Consider the following 21,900-nt stretch of genomic DNA (forward strand, 5'->3'; position numbering starts at 1 on the left):
AGCAAGAGGACGGCATGAGCGGTCATCGGATTTCGACAGAACATCCCGCGCGGTTGCAGACGCTGGCCGAATCGCTGGTCGCTGCCGCGCGCAAGGCGGGTGCCGAACAGGCCGACGCGCTGGCGACGGGCGGTCAGTCGATCAGCATCGACGTGCGCAACGGCGCGCTGGAACAGGCCGACCGCGCCGAAGGGATCGAGATCGGGCTGCGGGTGCTGATCGGCGGTCGGCAGGCGTGCGTCTCGGCGTCCGATCACAGCGACGACAGCATCGCGGAAATGGCCGCAAGGGCGGTGGCGATGGCGCGCGAGGCGCCGGTGGACGATCATCTGGGTCTGGCCGATCCCGACCGGCTGGCGGTGTCGCGCGATGCGGGCGGATTGCAGATCGCCGACGACCGCCCCGACCCCGCGCCCGAAACGCTGCAGGATCTGGCGCTGCGGGCCGAGGAAGCGGCGCGAGAGCAGCCGGGCATCAGCCAGGTCGAAAGCGCGAATGCCAGCTTCAGCCGCCGGCATCTGTGGCTGGCGGCCTCGAACGGGTTTTCGGGCGGATACGGGCGCAGCACCCATGTCGTGTCGGCGGTGGCGATCACCGGCGAGGGCCTGGGGATGGAGCGGGACTATGCCGCCGAGGCCCGCGCCTGGGCCGAAGACCTGCCCCAGCCCGAGGAAATCGGGCGGCTGGCCGCCGAACGGACGCTGGCGCGGGCCGGATCGCGCAAGCCGCCGACCGGCGCCTTTCCGATCCTGTACGACCGGCGGGTGTCCTCCTCGCTGATCGGGCATCTGCTGGCGGCGGTGAACGGCAGCGCCGTGGCGCGGGGCGCAAGCTGGCTGCGCCGCGCCCTGGGCGAGCCGGTCCTGCCGGACGGCATGAACCTGATCGAGGACCCGCTGCGCCCGCGCTATCCCTCGTCGCGCCCCTTCGATGCCGAGGGGCTTGCGACCGCGCGCCGCAAGATCGTGGCGGACGGGGTGTTGCAGGGCTGGACGCTGGATCTGGCGACCGGGCGCAAGCTGGGCATGGACAGCACCGCCTCGGCGGCGCGCGGCCTGGCCTCGGCCCCCTCGCCCACCAACAGCAACGTGATCCTGACGCCGGGACCGGCGCATTACGACGATCTGCTGGCCGATATGGACACCGGGCTGGTGGTGACGTCGATGCTGGGCGCGTCGATCAACGGCACGACCGGCGATTATTCGCGCGGCGCGGCCGGGTTCTGGGTGCAGAACGGCCGGATCGCCTATCCGGTCAACGAATGCACCATCGCCGGCAATCTGCGCGACATGCTGCGCAACATGCGCGCCGCCGACGACGCGCTGCCCTGGCGCGCGGCCGAGGTGCCCAGCCTGCTGGTCGGAGGGATGACGGTTGCCGGCGCCTGAGGACGATCTGGCCCTGCTGGAACAGGCCGCCCGCGCCGCCGGGCGCATCGCGCTGGAATTCTGGCGGCAGGACCCGAAAAGCTGGGAAAAGCCCGACGATGCCGGTCCGGTCAGCGAGGCGGATCTGGCCGTCAACGAGGAATTGCATTCCATTCTGGTCGGCGCGCGCCCCGATTACGGCTGGCTGTCCGAGGAAAGCGAGGCCGACCCGGCCCGGCTGGACGCGCAGAACTGCTTTATCGTCGATCCGATCGACGGCACCCGCGCCTTCATCGCCGGACAGCAGGGGTTCTCGCATTCGCTGGCGGTGGCGCGCGGAGACCGGATCGTGGCCGCGGTGGTCTATCTGCCGGTCAGCGATCTGTTCTACACCGCGTTCGCGGACGGCCCGGCGCTGCTGAACGGCGCGCCCATCGCGCCAAGCGATCATCCGATCCGCGACGCGCGCGTGCTGACCTATCGCGCCGCAGCCGAACCAAGGCACTGGCGCGGGAACACGCCGCCGGGCTTCCGGCGCGAGTTCCGGACCTCGCTGGCTTGGCGGCTGTGCTTGGCGGCCGAGGGAAAGTTCGACGCGGCGCTGTCGCTGCGCGCGGCGTGGGAATGGGACATCGCGGCGGGCAGCCTGATCGCGGAACGCGCAGGCGCGGCCGTCACCGACCGGCGCGGCCAGCGGATGCGGTTCAACAGCCCGCGCGCCATGGTCGACGGGCTGATCGTCGCCGGCCCGCGCCTGCACGGCGAATTGCAGGCCGCGCTGCGCAGCTAGGCTTTGCGCCCGGCGAAGCGATTGCGGATGTCGGCACATGCGGCCGTGCCTGTCATGTCCTCGCCGTTCGATGCCGACTGTCCCGCGCCGCGCGTCAGATCAGGCGGGGCGTCAGGACCCCGGATCGCGCCGCCCCAAGGCGGCGGTTGCGGCGCGCTCGCTCTCGTGGATGGTCGGGCCGTGGCGGCTTTCCAGCGTCCGGCCCAGCTTGCGCCGCAGGAAGGCCGAATGGGCATAGCGGGTGACATGCGCGTAAAGCCGGTTTTCGAGGTCGTTGACCATCTCTGACCAGGTGCGTTCGACCGCCTCGTCAATGCGGGTATGGTCATAGTTCACCACGACATCGACCTTGCGGTTCAACGGTTCGACCACCTCGTTCACGCGGTCGCGCACCGATTCCACGTCGGCGACGGTGCGGATCGACAGCCGCGCCAGGTTCACGAACAGGATCTCTTTCGCCGCGTCCCAGGCAATCCGACGCTCCATCCCGATGGTCAGCAGATCGTCGCGAAGACCCATCGGCCGGTCGCTGAAGATGCGCGCATCCATCCGGGCGACATCGCCCACAAGCGGCGCGAACCCCATCAGCGACAGGACATCGCGTTCGACGTCGATGCCGGGCGCAACCTCGGACAGGCGCAATCCATCCGGTTCCAGCCGGAACACGCAGCGTTCGGTGACAAAAAGAACCGGCTGCCCCAACCGGCGCGCCCGGTCGCCGGAAAAAGTGACCTGTTCGACATCGGCGCCGAACTTACGGGCCCGACCCTCGGTCAGGATCTCAAGCCTGCCGTCGCCGATCCCCACCTTCAGCCCGCCCGCCGTGAAGGTTCCGGTGAACACCAGATGACGCGCATTCTGGCTGATATTGATAAAGCCGCCGGCCCCGGCAAGGCGCGGCCCGAAGCGGCTGACATTGACGTTTCCGGCCCCGTCAACCTCGGCCATCCCCAGACAGGCAAGATCAAGCCCGCCGCCGTCATAAAAATCGAATTGCTGGTTCTGGGCGATCAGCGCATCGGTGTTGACCGCCGCCCCGAAATCGAGGCCCGAGGCAGGCTGTCCGCCGATCACCCCCGGCTCGGCGGTCAGGGTCACGTGGTCAAGCAGCCCCTCTTCGGCGGCGACTGCGGCCACGCCTTCGGGCATGCCGATGCCCAGATTGACCACGCCCCCCACCGGCAACTCGAACGCGGCGCGGCGGGCGATGATCTTGCGGTCCGTCAGCGGCAGCGGCGGCGCGCCTTCGGTCGGCGCGCGGTATCGCCCGGTGTAATAGCGGTTGTAGGGCGTCGCATAGGTCTGCGGATGCAGTTCGGGCGGCGCGATGACCACGGCGTCCACCAGAGCGGCCGGAATGACCACCTCGCGCGACGGCAGGGTGTTGGCGGCAACGACGTGGTCCACCTGAACGATCACCACACCGCCGGAATTGCGCGCCGCCATGGCCTGTGACAGGTTGTCGAGGATCAGCGCCTCGCGTTCCATGGTGATGTTGCCGCGTTCGTCGGCGGTCGACCCGCGCAGCAGCGCCACCTGGATCGGCATCGCCTTGTAGAACAGCCGCTCGACACCGCCGATGGTCACCAGCTGGACCAGATCTTCGCGTGCCGCCGCGCTGATCCGCCCGCCGCCAAGGCGCGGATCGACAAATGTCTCAAGCCCGACATGGCTGATCGTGCCGGGCTTGCCCGCGGCAATGTCGCGATAGAGATGCGAGATCACACCCTGCGGCAGGTTCCACCCCTCGATCTCGCCGCCAAGCGCCCTGACCCCAAGCTGCGGGATCAGGCCCCAATGCCCGCCGATCACCCGGCGCACAAGGCCCGGCGCCGCAAGCCGGTCAAGCCCGCGACCCTTGCCGTCGCCCTGCCCGGCCGCAAACAGCAGCGTCAGATCGCGCGGCTCTCCGGTCCGTTCGAAATGATCCGCCAAGGCCTTCAGCAACCCGTCGGGAACGCCGGCACCGACGAACCCCGAGGTCGTGACCGTGTCCCCGGTCATGATCAGCGCGACCGCGTCGCCCGCAGAGACAATCTTGTTCGGCATGACTGATCCTGGCCCCTCGTTTCCAAAACCATAGCGGCAATGGCGGCGCTGGCCAAGATTGCAGGCGCGATCACGAACGGCGACCGGCGCAGCCGGCAAAAAACCCGCGACGCTTGCGGCAATGGCCGAAAGGCTTATGCCGCCGATGCCGGCTGCTTGTCGGTGTCGCGCCCGGCACGGATCAGCAAATCGGCCAGCCAGTCGGGTTCCGCCTGCGCCGGCGCAAGCGGGTCCTGCGCGTGCAGCCGATGATCCAGCACCATCCGCGCCAGCCTTGCGCGATCCTGCGCCACCGCCGCATCGACCTGCCCCAGCCCGGCCGATTCCCAGCCCAGAAACACGGCCGAAGCGACGTGATACAGCGCCGACGCCGCGCGACGGGTTTCCGCCACATGATCGGCCTTGGCCGCGACCTGCATCAGCGAAACGGCGCGATCCAGCGCGGCTGCGATGGGCGTCGCCAGATCGGGCGCAACCTGTGTCAGGCAATGCCGCAGATAGTCGTTCAGCGCCTCCAGCGCGTTTTCACGCCGGGCGGCGCGCGCCACATCCAGCGCCACGATGTTGCTGGTCCCTTCCCAGATCGAGCCCAGGTGCGCGTCGCGCAGCACGCGCGCGTCGGACCATTCCTCGATATAGCCGCAGCCGCCGCGCACCTCCATCGCGTCGCCGGCCACCTTGCGCGCATCGCGGCAGGTTCGGAACTTGACCAGCGGCGTCAGGATGCGCAGCACCCGCGCCATCGCATCATCGCCGCGATCGGCCGCATCCAGAACCCGCGCCGTGTGAAACACCATGCTGCGGCCCTGTTCGGCCGGAACCAGCATCTTGGCAAGCTGCCTGCGCATCAGCGGCATGTCGATCAGAAGCTTGCCGAACGCGGTCCGGTGACGGGCGATGAACAACGCCTCGGCGACCGAGCGGCGCATCAACCCGGCACTGCGCACGCCGTTGGCCAGCCGCGACATGTTGATCATGTCGGTCATCTGCTTGAAACCCTGCCCCGGCTGGCCGACCAGATAGGCCACCGCCCCTTCCAGCACGATTTCGCCCGACGCCATGGACTTGGTGCCCATCTTGTCCTTCAGGCGCAGGATCCGATAGCTGTTCTGGCTGCCGTCGTGCAGATGCCGCGGCAGCAGGAACAGCGACAGCCCGCCTGTGCCCGCGCCGCCGCCCTCGGGCCGTGCCAGGACCATGGCCAGCGCCGCATCGGGATTGGAACAGAACCATTTGTCGCCATAAAGCCGCCATTCGCCGTTCTGCTGTCGCGCGACGGTCTCGATGGCGCCGACATCGGACCCGGCGGCCTGTTCGGTCATGAACATCGCGCCCTGGAACAGGCTGTCCATGTCCTGACTGGTCAATTGCTGCAAATACCGCGCCTTCAGATCGTCCGAGCCGAATTTCCGCAGCGTCCGGGTCAGCGAATCGGTCATGCTGAGCGGGCAGCACAACCCGAATTCCGCCTGCACGAACAGATAGACCAGCGCGTATTTGGCCATCGGATGCAGCCGGTCCGGCACCCCGAACACCCCGCCGCGATGGGACATGGCGGCCAGCCCGAACTCGCCGAAGGCCACGCGCTCCAGCTCTTCGTAGGCGGGGTGCTTTTCGATCCGCTCGGCCGGCGCACCGGTCCGGTCGCGCAGCGACAGCGTCGGCGGGTTCTTGTCGGCGCGCAGCGCCAGCTGTTCCAGCCGGTCCCCGACCAGCGCCCCCATCCGGTCAAGCTGCGGTTGCAGGACCGGGCGCAGATCCTGGGGCAGATACAGCGACAGAAGCGCATCGAAGGCCGGATCGGCGCGAAACGCGTTCATGCCGCGGCTGTCCGGCACGTTCTGGTGGATGGCCTGGGTCATGGATATGTTCTCTTTCTTCCGTCACAGCGTGTCAAAGCGACCGTGGAAGGTGATCGTCCGATCGGGTTTTTCCAGCCAGACGCGGCCATCGCGTTGCCGGATCAGCACCGGCTGTCCCGCGATCAGGGGCGAGACGCCGCGATAATCGAAGCTGATTGCCGGGGTGCCGGCATGGACGGCGGCCGCGTTCATCAGCAGCGTCGCCTGCAACGGACCATGGACCACCAGCCCGGAATAACCTTCTTCTTCCGTGACATAGGGATGGTCGTAATGGATCCGATGCCCGTTGAAGGTCAGCGCCGAATAGCGGAACAGCGTGACCGGATCGCCGACAAAAGCCGCCGGATTGTCGGTCTGCTGCATCAACGCCGGCGACCGCGACAGGGACTGCGCGGGCCGATAGACAATGTCCTGCCGTTCCTCGATCCGCGCCTGATCGCCGACGTGAATGCCGTGTTCGACCGAGACGAAGACCAACGGGCCGCTGCTGCCCTGTTTGGGTACGATCGCGGCGATGCGCGATCTGCGCGTCACCGCATCGCCTGCCGCCAGCGGCGCGTGAAAGCGGACCGCGCCGCCGGCCCACATGCGGTTTTCGAACGGCACCGGCGGCAGAAAACCGCCGCGAGCCGGATGGCCGTCGGGACCAAGCTGATCGCGCGGCACGGCCGGGGGCGCAAGACACCAGTGCAGCCCCAGCGGCGCGTCGGGGCCGGTGTCGAAAAGCCACTGCCCGAAAGTGGCGCGGAAACGGTCGATCAGCCCCGGCGTGACGATATCCCGCGCCGTCTCGGTGCGACCGACCCAGCCCATCAGATGGCCGAGGTCCAGATCGTCCAGCGTCATCATGCCAGCACCCGCTGTCGTCGCAGACGCCGCGCCTTCGCAATCTCGCCGTTCACCGACATCGCGCCACGCTCGGGCCGACGCAGAACCTGCATCACCCGGTCGGGGCGATCCGCCGCGATGAAGAACGGAAAGCGGGCATCGGAATTCGGCGGGCGGGCGGTTTTCATCGCGAACCTAGAAACTGCGGGGCAGGCCAAGGATATGTTCGGCCACATAGGACAGGATCAGATTGGTCGAGATCGGTGCCACCTGATACAGCCGCGTCTCGCGGAACTTGCGTTCGACATCGTATTCCTGCGCAAAGCCGAAGCCGCCAAAGGTCTGCATGGCGGCGTTCGCCGCCTCCCACGAGGCATCGGCGGCAAGCATCTTGGCCATGTTCGCCTGTGCGCCGGCAGGCTGATGCGCGTCGAAACGGCGGCAGGCCTCGAACCGCATCAGGTTTGCCGCCTCAAGATGGGCAAAGGCGCGGGCCAGCGGAAACTGGATCCCCTGGTTCTGGCCGATGGGCCGGCCGAAAACCTCGCGATCCCTGGCATAGCCGGTGGCCTTGTCGATGAACCAGTAGCCGTCGCCGATGCATTCTGCCGCGATCAGCGTGCGTTCGGCGTTCAGGCCGTCAAGGATATAGCGAAAGCCCTTGCCCTCTTCCCCGATCAGCGCCTCGGCCGGGATGTCCATGTCGTCGAAAAACAGCTCGTTCGTCTCATGGCCAACCATGTTGGGGATGGGTTTCACCTCCATCCCCTTGCCGATCACCTGATCCAGTTCCACCAGAAAGATCGACAGCCCGTCGGATTTGCGTTTGACCTCGGCCAGGGGCGTGGTCCGCGCCAGCAGGATCATCAGGTCCGAATGCTGGATCCGGCTGATCCAGACCTTCTGGCCGTTGATCGCGTAGCGGTCGCCCTTCCTGACCGCCGTGGTTTTCAGCCTGGTCGTATCGGTGCCCGTCGTGGGTTCGGTCACGGCCATGGATTGCAGGCGCAATTCGCCGCTGGCGATCCGGGGCAGGTATTTCCGCTTCTGCTCATCCGAACCATGCCGCAGCAATGTGCCCATATTATACATCTGGCCGTGGCAATGTCCGGCATTGCCGCCTGCGCGGTTGATTTCCTCCATCACGATCGAGGCTTCGGTCAGCCCCAGCCCCGAACCGCCGAACCGTTCGGGGATCATCGCGGCCAGCCAGCCGGCGCGGGTCAGCGCGTTGATGAAATCCTCGGGATAGGTCTGATCGGCACCGTGCTGACGGTGATATTCGGGCGGAAATTCGGCGCAAAGCGCGCGCAGGGCGTCGCGCAGATCGTCGTGGTCTTCGGGTGCGCTGGTTTTCACCGGCTTCTCCTTTTGTCGGCTCAAGGGCCGTTTTTCCTGCATCGCGTCCGCATCGGCGGATTTCCCACGATCCGGGGGTCGCGGCATCGTGGGCGTGCTTCCTCAGGTCAGGATTGTGGCTTCGGTCACGGCCTGCACCTCTTGCAGGGTGTTTCCCGGTGCCAGTTCGACCAGGCGAAACCCGTCCGGCGTCACATCCAGCACGGCCAGATCGGTATAGACCCGGCTGACGACACCCAGACCCGTCAAGGGATAGGTGCAGCGTTTCAGGATCTTCGGGCCGCCGTCGCGGTCGACATGCCGCATCATCACCAGAATCTTCGGCACGCCGACGACAAGATCCATGGCGCCGCCAACTGCGGGCGGAAATTTTTCGTCCAGCGTCGCCCAATTGGCCAGATCGCCGTTTTCGGCCACCTGATAGGCGCCCAGAACCGCGATATCGATATGCCCGCCCCGCATCATCGCAAAGCTGTCGGCATGTTCGAAATAGGCCGCACCGGGTGCGGCGGTGACATAGCGTTTGCTGGCGTCGATCAGTTCGACATCCTCGGTGCCGGGCGCGGGCGTCGGTCCGATGCCCAGGATCCCGTTTTCGGAATGATAGATCACCTCGCGCCCCTCGGGGACATGGGCCGAGACATGGGTGGGCTTGCCGATGCCCAGATTGACGTAAGAGCCGTCGGGAATGTCGCGCGCCACGCGCGCGGCCAGTTCGCTGTCGCTCAGGGTTTTCATGGGCGCACCCCGTATTCCACCACGCTTTGAATGAAGATGCCCGGCGTCACCACATGTTCGGGGTTCAGCGGCTCTGCCGACATGTGCCGGACCTCGACGATGGAATGGCGCGCAGCGGCAGCCATCACCGGGTTGAAGTTGCGGGCCGTGGCATGAAAGCTGAGATTGCCCCATCGGTCGCCCCGTTCGGCGCGCAGCAGGGCGAAATCCGCGTGCAACGGCGACTCGAGAACATAGCCGCGCCCGTCGATCATGCGCGTTTCCTTGCCCTCGGCCAGCAGCGTGCCATAGGCCGTCGGCGTCAGAAATCCGCCAAGCCCCGCCCCTGCGGCGCGAATACGTTCCGCCATGGTGCCCTGCGGCACCACCTCCAGCGCGATTTCGCCCGCTTCATAGCGCCGCTCGAACCAGATCGAGCCGGGCGAGCGCGGATAGGAACAGATCACTTTCGCAACCCGTCCCGCCTTCAGCAGCTTGGCGATTCCCGTCTCGCCCGCGCCGGCATTGTTCGAGATGATCGTCAGAGCCGTCGCGCCCTGTTCCAGCAGCGCGTCGATCAGGCCGAATGGAATGCCCGACGATCCGAACCCGCCGATCATCACCGACGCGCCATCGGTGATCGGCGCGACCGCGCTTGCCAGATCTGCCAGCCTCTTGTCCATCTGCGTCTCCTTCAGGCTGCGGCGTCGTGGCTGCGACGACGACCGATGGCCAGGTTGATGATGATGACCGCCACCAAGGCGCCGGCACCGATCAGGCTGGTCATCAATTCGGGAAATATGATCAGGATGCCGCCGGCGGCAAAGGCGATGCGGCTGACGATCCCGATCCGGCCCACCTTGTAGATCCAGCTTTCGAACGCCGCTGTGATCGCCCAGATCGCCACCAGCGTCAGGCCGATCCGTTCGACGATATTGACGAAACTGCCTTCCATGATCAGCGCCGGATCGTAAACGAAGATGAACGGCAGCACGAACAGCGGCATCCCCAGTCGCATGGCCCGAAAACCGGTCTCGATCGGCTTTGATCCGGCGACATTCGCGGCGGTGATCGCGGCCAGCGCGACCGGGGGCGTGATATAGGACAGCATGCCCCAGTAAAGAATGAACAGATGGCTGGCGATCGGGTTCAGCCCCGCCTGCACCAGCGCCGGGGCCAGCAGGATCGACAGGAAGATATAGCAGGCCGTGACCGTCATTCCCATGCCAAGGACGAAGCTGGTCACTGCCCCCGCGATCAGCATCAGCGCCGTGTTGCCGCCCGCATACAGCAGCAATTCTCGCGAAAACGCCCCGGCCACGCCGGTATAGGACAGCCCGCCCACCACCAGCCCGATGCCCGCCAGCACCGCAACGAGGCTGGCGATGTTCGTCGAGATGTCCAGCAGCAGCTGTTTGGCGCGCGCCAGGGTCAGGCGGGTGTCCTTGCGGAACGCGGTGGCGATCAGCATCACCGCCGAGGCGTAATAGGGCGAACGCGCCTCCATCCGCAGTCCCATCAGCACGAAGATCAGCACCGCGAGGCTCAGCAGATAGGGCCACCCCGATTTCAGCACCGGCCAAAGCGGCGGAATATCCTCGCGCGGCAGCCCCTTCAGCCCGACCCGCGCCGCATACATATCGACCTGAAACAGCAGCGCGACATAGAACAGCAGCGCGGGAATGACCGCGGCGACGACGATGGTCGAATACTGGACGCCCAGGAAAGACGCCATGACGAAGGCCACGGTGCCCATGACCGGCGGCATCAGCGTGGCCCCGGTCGAGGCGCAGGCCTCGATGGCCGCCGCATAGCTGGCCGGATAGCCGACCTTGCGCATCGTCGGAATCGAAAACGGCGCCGAGGTCAGGATGTTGGAAATCACGCTGCCCGACAGCGACCCCAGGATGCCCGAACCCATGACCGCGACCTTGGCCGGCCCGCCGCGCGTGTGGCCCAGCAACGCCGAGGCCAGTTCCATGAAGAAATCGCTGCCCTTGGTGATGACAAGAACCGACCCGAAGATCACGAAGCCGATGACCAGTTCGGCCACGACCTGCATCGGGATGCCGATGATCGATTCCACGCCCAGGACATGCGCGCGGATCGTTCCGATGGGCGAATACTGCGTGCCCCACAGAAAGCCCGGCATGTGATCGGCGTAAAGCGGAAACGTACCGAACAGCAGCGCCGTGAACAGCAGGACCGAGCCGCCGGCGCGTCGCACCCCCTCAAGAACCAGGACGATCAGGATCGTCGCCATGATGTCGGCGGTCAGCGGCGCGTCGTATTCCCAGCCGCGCTGGATGATCTCCAGCCCGTGCATCCCCAGCCAACCCGCGCTGACGATCGCCGCCGCACCAAGGATCAGGTTCAGCCACAACAACCGTCCGTCGGTCGACTTGCTGATCGGCAGCGTCACGAACGCGACCGCAAGAAAGATCCCGATCAGATAATAGAGATAGGCGTTCCCAAGCGGCTGAAACCCGAACAGGTTCAGCAGGAATTGCTGGTTGACGGCCATCACGACGCCGATGGCCCCCAGCAGCATCACCAGCCAGCGCAGCCTGATCTGGCCGGGCTGTGTCACCGCCTCGGGCGCCACGCGCCGCGCGGACGGGTCATCGGCTGTCTCGTTTTCGGAAACCATGATCTCGTCCTGATCCGGGAAATCACCCTCCCCGGCGCGCGAGGTGCCGGGGAGTCGTGCCGCCAGCGGCGCTCAGTTCAGTCCGGCGACCACCTCGGCGCGGCGGTCCATCCAGGCCTGGGCGAACTCCTCTTCGGACAGATCGGCATTCTGGGGCGCGAACTCTTCCCAGGCGGCGACCAGCGCGTCCAGCCGCTCAGTCCGTTTCTGGTTCCAGGCATCGTCTTCGTCCGTCCAGATGCCCTTTTCCTTCAGATAGCGGATGGCACCCTCGTGAAAGGGGACGTCGATGGCGGGTTTGCCCGACAGATCCAGCGACCAGCGCTTCATCGTGGCGGTGCCGTCCTTGTAGAGGTCATAGCTTTCGTCCAGCGCCTTGATGAACGCATAGACATCGTCGGCGGACTTGTCGGGCGTCGTGGTGATCACCGGATAGCGATAGGCGGCCATCTTGGCGATTTCGCCTTCCGGCAGGCCCGCCGCGATATCCTCGTCCGAGGGTCCCATGATCGGCAGCACGTTCAAAAGCTTGTTCCACCCGTCTTCGTTGTCGGCTTCAAGCGGCGCGTAAAAGATGCCGCGCGGACTTTCCGCAAGCTCGTATAACTGGCTGGTGGTGGGTGTCGTGCAGGTGGCGTCGGATTCGTTGCGCGTCATCGACGACATGGCCGCGGCATAGGTGGGAAAGGTGACGATCTCCACATCGTCCAGCGTCAGATCGCCGAACGCCAGGATCGCTTCGCATTTCACGTTGACCGAGGGGTTGCCGGCGACGAATGCGATACGCTTGCCCTTGGCGTCGGCCACCGTCTCGATGCCGGCGTCGCCCGCCGCGATCAGCGTGATGCCGGCAGGCCGACCCGCCACGGCGCGCAGTTGCTGGGGCCCCCAGTCCTTGATGGCAAAGTCATAGGCGCCCTCGGACACGAAGAATGCCTCGGTCGCCAGGAACCCGTAATCGGCGCGACCGGTCAGCAGCGGTTGCAGCCGTCCGATGCCGCTGCCCGAGGGCTGGATGCGGACCCTGGTGCCGAACTCCTTGCCGAAGGCGTCGGCGATGGCCGATGCCTCGGCATAGCCCGCCGATCCGACGTCATAGGATGTCCAGACCATCGTGTCCGGCAGGTCCTGCGACACGGCAGGCAGCGCGGTCATGGCGGTCAGGGCAGCAATCGCGACCCCCGGATACAGTCTGTTTTTCATGGTGTCCTCCCTTGGGTGACAGGGTGCAGGCGGGCCGACTTGGCGTCGGCTTTGATATGGCGCCGCATCGTCAGGCGACCCTGTCGGTTTCAAGGTGAAAGAGTGACAGCCATGTTGCAAATGCATTATAGATATAACAGCGATACCGGCGGGGAATGAATGGATCTTCGGCAGCTGCGTAATTTCATCCAGATCGTCGAGTTGAGCAGCATCACCGCCGCGGCCGAGCATCTGAACATCGCCCAGCCGGCGCTGAGCCGGCAGGTCAAGGCACTGGAAGAGGAGCTGAGCGTCCCGTTGCTGCGGCGGCACGGGCGCGGCGTCATGCCGACGGAAGAGGGTATCCGGCTTGCAAGGCGGGCCAAGACGATCCTGGAAGACGTCAAGGATCTGGCCGCCGACGTATCGGGGAACAGCAAGACGCTGTCCGGCACGGTCACACTGGGACTGCCGCCCACCGTGGCCGAGATCCTTGCCACCCACATGATCGAACGCACGATGCAGATGTTTCCCGATGTAAAGCTGCGGATTGTGTCGGGGTTCAGCGGCCATGTCCAGGACTGGCTGCTGCGCGGCAAGATCGACCTTGCTGTCGCCTATGCCGGACAGAAATCGGCATCGGTGGCCGCGCAACCGATCATCATCGAACAATTGTTCCTGATCCAGCCGCCAGACGGAAAAGACGTAGATGAAGGCGTGCCCATCGGCGCGCAGGACGCATTGCAGGACCGCCTGATCCTGCCCAATCCGGAACACGGGCTGCGGGCGCGTATCGACGGCATCGCCCACGAGCGGCGGATCGACCTGAACGTGGTGCTGGAAATCGACATCCTGCCCACCATGCTGGCCTTTGTCGAACGCGGGCTGGGCAGCACGATCCTGCCGCTGGTCACCGTCATCAACCATGTCCGCGCAGGCCGCCTGATCGCCCGCCCCATCGTGCGGCCCACCATCGACCGGACCCTGGTCCTGATGACGCCGCTGAACCGCCCCGATTCCCGCCTGACCAGCGGCTTCGCCGAGTTCCTGACCGGCGAAGTGCACCGGCTGGTAAGTTCGGGGCAATGGCCGGGAACGACGTTATGACAAGGTCATGCCGCGCCGGCATTTCTGAAAGCACGAAATAGCCTTTTTGGCATATCCCGTCCTCTTCTACGCTTCACCCGTCCGGCACGGTCGGGCCAAAGCGAAGAAGGAAACGACATGGACAATCGTCCCTTGGCAGGGCTGCTGGTGATGTCGGTGGAACAGGCGGTGGCGGCGCCCTACTGCACCGCGCGACTGGCCGATGCGGGCGCGCGCGTGATCAAGATCGAACGTCCCGAAGGCGATTTTGCCCGCTTCTACGACCGGGCCGCAGAGGGCGAAAGCAGCTATTTCGTCTGGCTGAACCGCGGCAAGGAATCCATCGCGCTGGATTTGAACACAGGCGCGGATCGCGACCTGCTGTTGTCGATGGCCGACAAGGCGGATGTGTTCGTCCAGAACCTCAAGCCCGGCGCGCTGGATCGCAAGGGTCTTGGCCCGGAAACGCTGCGCGCGCGCAACCCCCGCCTGATCGCATGTTCGATCAGCGGCTATGGCGAAACCGGCCCCTATGCGGATCGCAAGGCGTATGATCTGCTGATCCAGGCCGAAAGCGGGCTTTCCAGTATCACCGGCGGACCCGAGGCGCCGGCGCGAGTGGGCATTTCCGTCGTCGATATCGCCACCGGGGCAGCCGCCCACGCCGCCATTCTGGAGGCGCTGATCGGACGCGGGACCAGCGGGCGCGGCACCGATATCCGGATCTCGATGTTCGACGTGATCGCCGACTGGCTGGCCGTGCCGTTCCTGCACGCGAAAAACGGCAACAGCCCCAGGCGGATCGGGCTCGCCCACCCCTCGATCTCGCCCTATGGGGTGTTCACGACGGCAGACGGGCAGGATCTGCTGATCTCGATCCAGAACGACCGCGAATGGGCCGCTTTCGCGGCGAAAGTGCTGGATCAGCCCGATCTGGCCACGCGACCCGGCTTTGCGACCAGCAATGAGCGCGTCGACAACCGTACCGCCGTTGACGCCAGGGTCGCGGCGGCGGTCGGTCGGCACAGCAAATCCGCGATGGCGGACATGTTGCAGGCGGCGGGGATCGCCTTCGCCGGCGTCAACGACATGGACGGTCTGATCGCGCATCCGCATCTGGCCCTGTCCCAGATCGGCACGCCGGACGGCGGGCAGGTCTTGGTGCCGGCTTCGGCCGCGCGGTTCGATGGCAGCCGCTATCTTGGCGCGGCGCAGATGCCCGCGCTGGATCAGCATGGGGCGACGATCCGTGCCGAGTTCAGCGGCGGCTGAGCGCGCCCTCAGATCGCGCCCGAGATCATCAGCGACGATAAAAGCACGGACCAGACGGCCAGGATGGTCAGGCAATAGGGTCCGTTCCAGACCGGTCCCACCAATCCGACGGGGCGGTCGATGATGGCCGCGCAGATGATGATCGTCGTCATGAAGGGCGACAGTCCGATTACGGTCGTCCAGCCCCCGGTGATCGCCAGCGCGATGGCGGTCTCGCTGAGGCCGGGCACCGCAAGCTGGACGGCAATGGCCCCCAGGACCGACGCCGACACGATCGGGTTCACCCCCAGCATGGCCAGAAGCACGATGGACACCGCCAGCCCCAAGGCCATCGTCACCGCGCCAAGACCCAGCATGGCCACCGCCGCGCGCAGATCATCGACCGGGATCAGCGCCAGCAGGATGACCGGCAGAAAACCTGCCGAGGCGAAGACCCCGACCTCGGCCCCCATGCCCGACAGCCGCCGCCATGTCGCGCGGGCTACCTGGGCCATGCCCGCCGCCGGACCTGCCGGTTGAGCGCGCGTCGATACCGCTGCCCAGATCACCGAATATACCGGCACGGCGATGATCAGCGCCTGCTGAAAGCCAAGCGTCGAGATGCCGTGCAGCAGAAACACCACCGCGCCCAACGTCACGACATGCCCGACCAGGATTGCCGCGCCGATCCACGCGTTTGCAGGCGGGCTGGGGCGCGGCAGACCCATCTGGCGAAAGCGCCGCCCCTGCCACCGGTCGAACGCCCAGCCGATGGCGACGAAGACGAACGACATAGCAAAGCCGATCGGGCCGAACTGGACATAGGAAATGCCGGGCAGCGTGATCAGGATCGCATTGGTCGCAAAGCCGAAGGGCGACCACAGCGAGATCATGCCAAAGCCGCGCAGGATCGCCATCGTCATGCGCCTCAGCTTGGCCTCTTGCGCCTCGGGCGGCAGCTTGGCCGTGGCCTCGGACGTCATCGAGCGGGAGGCCAGATCCAGAAGCAGCGCGAGGCCGCCGAAATTGATCAGCACGCCGAACAGATGGCCGCCGAAATTCAGCGCCAGATAGCGGCGCGAGGCAGGTTGGCCGGTCAGGAACACGCCGGCGCGGCCGACCTCGGGGGCCAGGGAAGCAGCGGATCGCAGCGTGCCCAGCATCGCGATCAGCGCGGCCAGAAACAGCATCCGTTCGGCGGCCTCTGTCAGCACCGTCGCCGGCACCCCGCGATGCAGGGCCAGCGCAAGCCCCGCCAGCGACAGGATCACCGGCACCCAGGTGCCGACGCTGAACTGCCGCCAGCACAGCGCAAGAAACAGCGCCAGCGCGGCAGACGCCGACAGGACCAGCCAGACGGGCTGGACAAAGATCAGCGCGACCGCCGCCAGCATCACGAACGACATCAGCGCCCGCCGAAGCGGCGTCACCAAATCGTCGCCAACGCCCCGCTGGCCCCTTGCCGTCAGCATCCGGTGAACCGCGGCGTCCTTTTTTCGCGAAAGGCCGCGCGCCCTTCGGCCGCGTCGCTGCTGTTCAGCAGGTTCGGCTGATGCTGCTGTTCGTAATCCAGCGCGGCGGCAATATCGCGGGCGAACCAGTCGGTGATCAGTTGCCGGGGCAAGGGTGCGCCTGCGGCCTCCTCCAGCGCCAGCGCGCCCGCCAGACGGACGGCATCGCCGGGATCGGCCAATTCATCCGCGATGCCCAATGTCAACGCCTCGTCGGCGTCGACAGGACGGTTGCTCAGCATGATCCGGCGCGCCCGCGACGGGCCGATGCGGGCGGGCAAGGTGGCCAGCAGACCCATATCGGGGATCAGCCCGATCTTCGTGAAACTGGTCACGAAACGCGCGTCGCGCGCGGCCACGACCGTCGGACAGGCCAGCGCCAGCGCGAAACCGCCGCCCGCCGCCCAGCCTTCGACGGCGGCGGCCAGGGGTTTGGAAAAACCGGTCATGCGCCCGACCAGATCCTTGATCGTGGCAAAACGCTCGCGATGCTGCGACAGGCTGCGCTGGCCCTGATCGCGAATGTCGCCGCCGGCCGAAAAATGCCCGCCCGCGCCCGTCAGCACGACCGCCCGCACCCCGTCGTCGGCCTCTGCCCTGGACAGCGCGTGAACCAGTGCCGTCCGCACCGAATGACCGACGGGATTGCGGCGATCGGGTTCGTTCAGCGTGATGACCAGCAGGCCATCGCCCTTGGATTCCGTCCTGATACTCATCCCGCCTCCCGGTGCCGGAACACCCCGTTCCCGATGACGATCTTGTCGCGTTCCACCGCGCGGGTCCGGAATGAGCCATCGGCCCAGATTTCGGTCCGCAGGGTTTCACCCGGAAACACATGCGCGGTAAAACGTCCATCCATCGAGCCGAAGCGGTCCGCGTCGTAATCGCACAGCACCGCCAGCACCGCATGCGCCGCGCAGCCAAAGCTGCACAGACCATGCAGGATCGGACGGTCAAACCCCGCACTGGCCGCCACGCGCGGGTCCAGGTGCAGCGGGTTGGGATCGCCGTTCCAGCGGTAATGCAGCGCCTGTTCGGGCCGGGTGGGCGTGTCGAACACGTGATCCGGCGGCGTCGCTGGCAGCGGATGGGGGGTCTTGACCGGGCCTGTGGGGCCGCCGAAGCCGCCATCGCCGCGCAGGAAGGTGGTGCCGCGACAGGTCGCCAGATGCGTTCCGCTGTCCTCGTCCCTGACGGTCTTTTCGGAATACAGCAGCGCCCCCCGCCCCGCGCCCTTGTCGATCAGCCCGGTGACGCGGGTCTTGGCGATCACCGTGGCCGCGACCGGGATCGGGGCGTGGATGGTCATGCCCTGTTCGCCATGCACGACCTTCAGCGCATCGACGCCGGTCGAGGGGTCGCTGAGCCAGAAACCGGGATGGCCCAGCACGTTGACGATGGCCGGCATCGCCCGGACATCGTCGGCCAGCCCGCCGACATAGGGCAACTGCCGCATATCCATCGGGTCCTGCCCCAGCCCGATGGACAGCCCGTACCGCGCCACATCGCCCGGACCATAGCTTTGCCGGACCGCCGGGATGTCGAAGTTCAGCAGGTGATGGGGATCAATCGCCATCGTCCGGCTTCCCCTCTTCCAAGTCGATGACGGCGTCCAGGGCAAAGGCGCCCTGCCCGTCCGGCAATGCCAGCACCGGGTTCAGGTCGATCGATCTCAGCCGGGGTCCTGCACCGGCGGCAAAGGCCGACAGCCGCGACAGCATCTGCGCCAGCGCCGCGATGTCGGCAGGCGGCTGGCCGCGCGCGCCCTGCAAAAGGGCTGCACCACGGATCGACAGGATCATCTGCCGTGCCGTGTCGGGATCGAATGGACAGGCGTGCAGGGCGACGTCGTTCATCAGCTCGACATAGATCCCGCCCAGCCCAAACACCGCGATCGGCCCGAAGGTCGGATCGCGGTTGATGCCCATCAGGCATTCGACCCCGCCGGACAATTGCTTCGCCACAAGAACGCCGCGAATGGCGGCCTGCGGCGCATGGGTCGCGGCGGCATCCATGATCGCGGCATAGGCGGCGCGGACGCCCTTTGCATCACAGATATCCAGCCTGACCGCGCCGATATCCGATTTGTGCAGGATGTCCGGCGACAGGATCTTCAGCACAACGGGATAGCCGAAATCCTCGGCTGCGCGCACGGCAGCCTCGGCGTCCTGCACCGACCGTTCGGGCGCGGCGGGAATCCCCGCCTCCGCCAGGATCGACTTGGCCCCGGCCTCATCCGGGGTGCTGTCGGGCAAGGCGACCGGCCGCACCTGCGGCGCGGGCCTGTCGGGCCGCGCGCCACCGGCGCCGATCCGCAGAACGGCATCCAGCGCACGTGCCGCGCGGCAGGGATCGTTGAACACCAGGATACCCGCGTCGTCATAGCGGCGCAGCACGTCGGGCTGGCCCAGGGCGCAAAAGGCGATGATCCGGTCGGGATAAGCCTTTCGCAGCGGCGTCATCGCCTGCAGGATCACGTCCGACATGGACGGGCTGCCCGCGACATAGGTCAGGAAACACAGCACCGCACCATACCCGCCATCCTCCAGCGCGGCGCGGGTGAAGGTTTCCAGCAGCGACGGATCGTTCAGCGCCTGCGCCGTGCAATCCAGCGGATTGACCGGAGAGGCATAGGGCAGCACCTGTTTCAGCCGTGCCTGCGCCGCCGCCGGCATCGGCGGCATGGGCAGGCCGATCCTTTCGGCCTCGTCGCTGATGACGATGCCCGCGCCGCCGCTGACCGTGATCACGCCCAAGGAATGCCGCGTCGGCATGATTCTTTTCGAGGCCGCATAAGCGATATCCATCATCGTTTCAGGGTCGCGCAGGATGATCGCGCCGTGATCGGCAAGCACCGCATCGGCCACCACCGCATCGCCCGTCAGCGAGGCCGTGTGCGACGCCGCCGCCCGCGCACCCACGGCCGAGCGTCCGGATTTCAGCGCCAGCACCGGCTTGCCCGCCGCCCGCGCCGCATCCAGCGCCGCCAGCAGCGCGGGCGCGTCGTTCACCGCCTCCATATAGGCGCAGATGACATCGGTGCCGTCGCTTTCGACCATCCAGCGGATCGCATCGGCCACGGTGATATCGGCCTCGTTTCCGGTCGTGATCAGCACCGAACAGCCCAGTCCCCGGTCCCGCGCCAGCGCCCCCAGATGCGCGCCGAACGCGCCCGACTGGCTGGCGATACCGATATTGCCCGGACGCGGATGGCTGGTGTCCAGCGAGGATGAGAACGTGCCGTAATAGCCGATATCGACGTTATAGACGCCAAGCGTGTTCGGCCCCAGCAGCCGGATTCCATGAGACCGCGCCAAGGCGGTCAGTTCCTTCTGCGCGGTTTCGCCCGCAATACCGGTTTCGGCAAATCCGGCCGAGAACAGGGTCACGGCCTTGCAGCCCTTGCGCCCCAAGGCGGCGATGGTTTCGGGAACCATCAGGGCAGGCACGGCGATCAGCGCGGCGTCGGGGGCCTGAGGCAGATCGTCCACCGTTGCAAAGCATGGCAGACCCTGCACGCTGTCGCGTTTCGGGTTCACCGGCAGGATTCGGCCCGTATACCCCGCGCGCAGCATCGCGGCGATGGGTCTGCCGCCGATCCGCGTGACATCCTCGGATGCGCCGATCACCGCGACCGAGCGCGGCGCGACCAGCCCGTCGATATGCGCAATTCCGGTCACAACACCGCCCCGGACCCAAGGATCGCCGTGCATTGGCTGGACAGCGTGCCGCCATTGCCGTGGCACAGCGCCAGATTGCAGTCCTGAACCTGCCGCTTGCCGGTCTGGCCGCGAATCTGCGCGACGGCCTCGGCGATCAGGAACAGCCCGTACATGCCCGGATGCACGCAGGACAAGCCGCCGCCATTGGTGTTCACGGCCAGTTCTCCTCCGGGTGCGATGCGGCCATCCTCGACGAAACGCCCGCCCTCGCCCTTGGGGCAGAAGCCCAGATCCTCAAGGAACAGGATCGTGTTGATGGTGAATGCGTCATACAGCATCGTCAGATCCAGATCCGCGCGATCGACCCCGGCCATCGCAAACGCGCGCCTGCCGCTGTCCACGGCGGCGGTGGTGGTCAGATCCGGCATCTCGACGATGGAGCGGTGGTAATTCGCCACCCCCGCGCCCAGAAAATAGACCGGCTTTTCGTGCAGGTCCCTGGCCCGGTCGGCGCGGGTCAGAACGACGGCCGCCGCGCCATCGGTGACCAGACAGCAATCCGCCTTGGTCAGCGGGTCCGAGATCATGCGTGCCGACAGCACCTCGTCCCTGGTCAACGGACCGCGCGCGAAGGCCTGGGGGTTCAGGTTCGCCCATCCGCGCGCCGCCAGCGCCACATCGGCCAGCTGTTCGCGGGTGGTGCCGAACTGCGCCATGTGCCGGCTGGCGGCCAGCGCATAGGCGGTAATCGGATGACGCGGATGATAGGGCGTCTCGTGCCATTGCGGCTCGCTCATGGAGACCAGCTTGCCGCCCGCCGTCCGCTGGTTCGAGCCATAGCAGATCAGCGCGGCATCACACAGCCCGGCCTCCAGCGCCATCGTCGCCTGCAGCAGGTGCATCTCGAAGCTGGAGCCGCCGACATTGGTGCCGTCGAAAAACCGCGGCCTCAGCCCCAGATATTCGACCACGCTCATCGTCGGAAAGGCGTGACCGCTGGTGGCGGCGAAGACCGCGTCGATATCCTGCAACGCCAGCCCGGCATCGGCGACGGCGGACACGGCGGCCTGGCCCAGAAGCTCCATCGCTGAAAATCCGGGGGCCTCGCCCATGCCTGCGGTCGCCATGCCGACAATCGCGGATTTGCCGCGCAAGTGCCTGCCGCTCATGCCCCGCTCTCCTCGATCAGGCTATCCTCGATCAGATCGAACACGACGCGCGGACCGTCCGGCGCATCCTCGATCCGCGCCCTGACGCGGGCGCCGATCGGTGCGGTTTCCACGTCCGGCAGGGTCGACATCATGCGAACGCCCTCATCCAGGTCGATCAGCGCGACGTTGTAAGAACCGCTGCGCCCGCGGTTCACGGTGATCGCGTGGACGATGCCGGTTCCCCTGACCTCGACCCAGTCCAGATCGGTTGCCCCCGATGGCGTCGTGACGCGCGGATAGAAGACGTATTCCCCCGTGCTTTTCGCGCGCTGGATCATGAACCGGCCTTCCGCCAGATGCCTTTCATAGGCGGCCTGCGGCCCGAGGGCGGCTGTTTCGGTCTGCGTCATGCTTGCTTTCCCTTGTTCTCTTCCG

At 66.5% G+C, this 21,900-nt stretch carries 19 protein-coding genes; 4 read left to right on the plus strand and 15 right to left on the minus strand.

The window, feature by feature from the left end:
- Positions 1–14 precede the first annotated feature (14 nt).
- Both JHW45_RS17500 and JHW45_RS17505 read left to right on the plus strand, forming a co-directional pair.
- Positions 15–1,388, plus strand: coding sequence for a TldD/PmbA family protein (locus tag JHW45_RS17500; RefSeq protein ID WP_272858864.1), 1,374 nt, complete (start codon positions 15–17; stop codon positions 1,386–1,388).
- A complete protein-coding gene (locus JHW45_RS17505) occupies positions 1,375–2,157 on the plus strand; it encodes an inositol monophosphatase family protein (protein WP_272858865.1) in 783 nt (260 codons plus the stop codon). Before JHW45_RS17500 ends, JHW45_RS17505 begins: the two co-directional genes overlap by 14 nt.
- Positions 2,158–2,268: 111 nt before the next feature.
- Here JHW45_RS17505 and JHW45_RS17510 read toward each other — a convergent pair whose 3' ends face one another.
- The 9 genes from JHW45_RS17510 to JHW45_RS17550 all read right to left on the minus strand — a co-directional run bounded on the left by JHW45_RS17510 (position 2,269) and on the right by JHW45_RS17550 (position 12,825).
- The gene (locus JHW45_RS17510) at positions 2,269–4,206 is read right to left on the minus strand and encodes an acyl CoA:acetate/3-ketoacid CoA transferase (protein ID WP_272858866.1); all 1,938 of its coding nucleotides are present in this window, start codon (positions 4,204–4,206) and stop codon (positions 2,269–2,271) included.
- A gap of 134 nt (positions 4,207–4,340) precedes the next feature.
- Entirely contained in the window at positions 4,341–6,068 is a 1,728-nt protein-coding gene (locus JHW45_RS17515; RefSeq protein WP_272858867.1) for an acyl-CoA dehydrogenase family protein, read from the minus strand.
- A gap of 21 nt (positions 6,069–6,089) precedes the next feature.
- The gene (locus JHW45_RS17520) at positions 6,090–6,917 is read right to left on the minus strand and encodes an HTD2 family dehydratase (protein WP_272858868.1); all 828 of its coding nucleotides are present in this window, start codon (positions 6,915–6,917) and stop codon (positions 6,090–6,092) included.
- Positions 6,914–7,084: a hypothetical protein gene (locus JHW45_RS17525; RefSeq protein ID WP_272858869.1), complete on the minus strand. Its 171-nt coding sequence runs from the start codon at positions 7,082–7,084 to the stop codon at positions 6,914–6,916. Before JHW45_RS17525 ends, JHW45_RS17520 begins: the two co-directional genes overlap by 4 nt.
- A gap of 7 nt (positions 7,085–7,091) precedes the next feature.
- The gene (locus JHW45_RS17530) at positions 7,092–8,255 is read right to left on the minus strand and encodes an acyl-CoA dehydrogenase family protein (protein WP_272858870.1); all 1,164 of its coding nucleotides are present in this window, start codon (positions 8,253–8,255) and stop codon (positions 7,092–7,094) included.
- Positions 8,256–8,357: 102 nt separating this feature from the next.
- The gene (locus JHW45_RS17535; protein WP_272858871.1) at positions 8,358–8,993 is read right to left on the minus strand and encodes a 3-oxoacid CoA-transferase subunit B; all 636 of its coding nucleotides are present in this window, start codon (positions 8,991–8,993) and stop codon (positions 8,358–8,360) included.
- Entirely contained in the window at positions 8,990–9,655 is a 666-nt protein-coding gene (locus JHW45_RS17540; RefSeq protein ID WP_272858872.1) for a 3-oxoacid CoA-transferase subunit A, read from the minus strand. Before JHW45_RS17540 ends, JHW45_RS17535 begins: the two co-directional genes overlap by 4 nt.
- Before the next feature lie 11 nt (positions 9,656–9,666).
- The gene (locus JHW45_RS17545) at positions 9,667–11,622 is read right to left on the minus strand and encodes a TRAP transporter permease (protein WP_272858873.1); all 1,956 of its coding nucleotides are present in this window, start codon (positions 11,620–11,622) and stop codon (positions 9,667–9,669) included.
- Between the two features lie 72 nt (positions 11,623–11,694).
- Complete coding sequence (locus JHW45_RS17550) at positions 11,695–12,825, minus strand: TAXI family TRAP transporter solute-binding subunit (RefSeq protein ID WP_272858874.1); 1,131 nt, start codon at positions 12,823–12,825, stop codon at positions 11,695–11,697.
- Between the two features lie 159 nt (positions 12,826–12,984).
- On the opposite strand from JHW45_RS17550, the gene JHW45_RS17555 reads away from it, so the two are divergent.
- Together JHW45_RS17555 and JHW45_RS17560 are read left to right on the plus strand one after the other, a co-directional pair.
- Positions 12,985–13,911, plus strand: coding sequence for a LysR family transcriptional regulator (locus tag JHW45_RS17555; protein ID WP_272858875.1), 927 nt, complete (start codon positions 12,985–12,987; stop codon positions 13,909–13,911).
- 117 nt (positions 13,912–14,028) lie between these two features.
- Positions 14,029–15,162, plus strand: a complete 1,134-nt coding sequence (locus tag JHW45_RS17560; protein WP_272858876.1) for a CaiB/BaiF CoA transferase family protein — start codon at positions 14,029–14,031, stop codon at positions 15,160–15,162.
- 8 nt (positions 15,163–15,170) lie between these two features.
- On the opposite strand, the gene JHW45_RS17565 is transcribed toward JHW45_RS17560, so the two are convergent.
- From JHW45_RS17565 to JHW45_RS17590, 6 genes are read right to left on the minus strand one after another with little or no spacing between them, the layout of a single operon-like run.
- Positions 15,171–16,613, minus strand: a complete 1,443-nt coding sequence (locus JHW45_RS17565) for a hypothetical protein (RefSeq protein WP_272858877.1) — start codon at positions 16,611–16,613, stop codon at positions 15,171–15,173.
- A complete protein-coding gene (locus JHW45_RS17570) occupies positions 16,607–17,368 on the minus strand; it encodes an enoyl-CoA hydratase/isomerase family protein (RefSeq protein ID WP_272858878.1) in 762 nt (253 codons plus the stop codon). Before JHW45_RS17570 ends, JHW45_RS17565 begins: the two co-directional genes overlap by 7 nt.
- Positions 17,365–18,228, minus strand: a complete 864-nt coding sequence (locus JHW45_RS17575) for a MaoC/PaaZ C-terminal domain-containing protein (RefSeq protein WP_272858879.1) — start codon at positions 18,226–18,228, stop codon at positions 17,365–17,367. Before JHW45_RS17575 ends, JHW45_RS17570 begins: the two co-directional genes overlap by 4 nt.
- Positions 18,218–20,332, minus strand: a complete 2,115-nt coding sequence (locus tag JHW45_RS17580; protein ID WP_272858880.1) for an acetate--CoA ligase family protein — start codon at positions 20,330–20,332, stop codon at positions 18,218–18,220. The genes JHW45_RS17575 and JHW45_RS17580 overlap by 11 nt, the downstream gene beginning before the upstream one ends.
- Positions 20,329–21,483 (minus strand): thiolase, encoded by a 1,155-nt coding sequence (locus tag JHW45_RS17585; RefSeq protein ID WP_272858881.1) that lies wholly within the window; start codon positions 21,481–21,483, stop codon positions 20,329–20,331. The genes JHW45_RS17580 and JHW45_RS17585 overlap by 4 nt, the downstream gene beginning before the upstream one ends.
- Complete coding sequence (locus tag JHW45_RS17590; RefSeq protein ID WP_272858882.1) at positions 21,480–21,875, minus strand: Zn-ribbon domain-containing OB-fold protein; 396 nt, start codon at positions 21,873–21,875, stop codon at positions 21,480–21,482. The genes JHW45_RS17585 and JHW45_RS17590 overlap by 4 nt, the downstream gene beginning before the upstream one ends.
- Positions 21,876–21,900 lie beyond the last annotated feature (25 nt).

The sequence above is a fragment of the Paracoccus stylophorae genome, from assembly GCF_028553765.1.
GTDB lineage: Bacteria > Pseudomonadota > Alphaproteobacteria > Rhodobacterales > Rhodobacteraceae > Paracoccus > Paracoccus stylophorae.